Here is a 246-nt window from a genome sequence, read left to right on the forward strand (position 1 = left end):
GTTTGGATGCGTTCGTGCTGGATCGGCGGCTGCATCCGGCGCCGGTGGGTGTGCCGGGTGAGATCCATGTGGTCGGCGCGCAGTTGTCGCGCGGTTATCTGGGCCGGCCGGGATTGACGGCGACGCGGTTCGTGGCGAATCCGTTCGGTGCGCCGGGCTCGCGGATGTACCGCAGCGGCGATATCGGCCGGTGGGTCGGTTTCGGCGGTCAGGCCACCTTGGAGTACGCCGGGCGTGGTGATCAGC

The 246-nt window shown here is 69.1% G+C and carries 1 protein-coding gene; it reads left to right on the forward strand.

The genetic code is table 11. The features are described 5' to 3' along the window. Positions 1-246: AMP-binding protein (locus IU450_RS39425; protein ID WP_195154797.1), on the forward strand; the 246-nt coding region annotated here is incomplete at both ends.

This window comes from Nocardia abscessus, from assembly GCF_015477775.1.
Classification (GTDB): Bacteria; Actinomycetota; Actinomycetes; order Mycobacteriales; family Mycobacteriaceae; genus Nocardia; species Nocardia abscessus_A.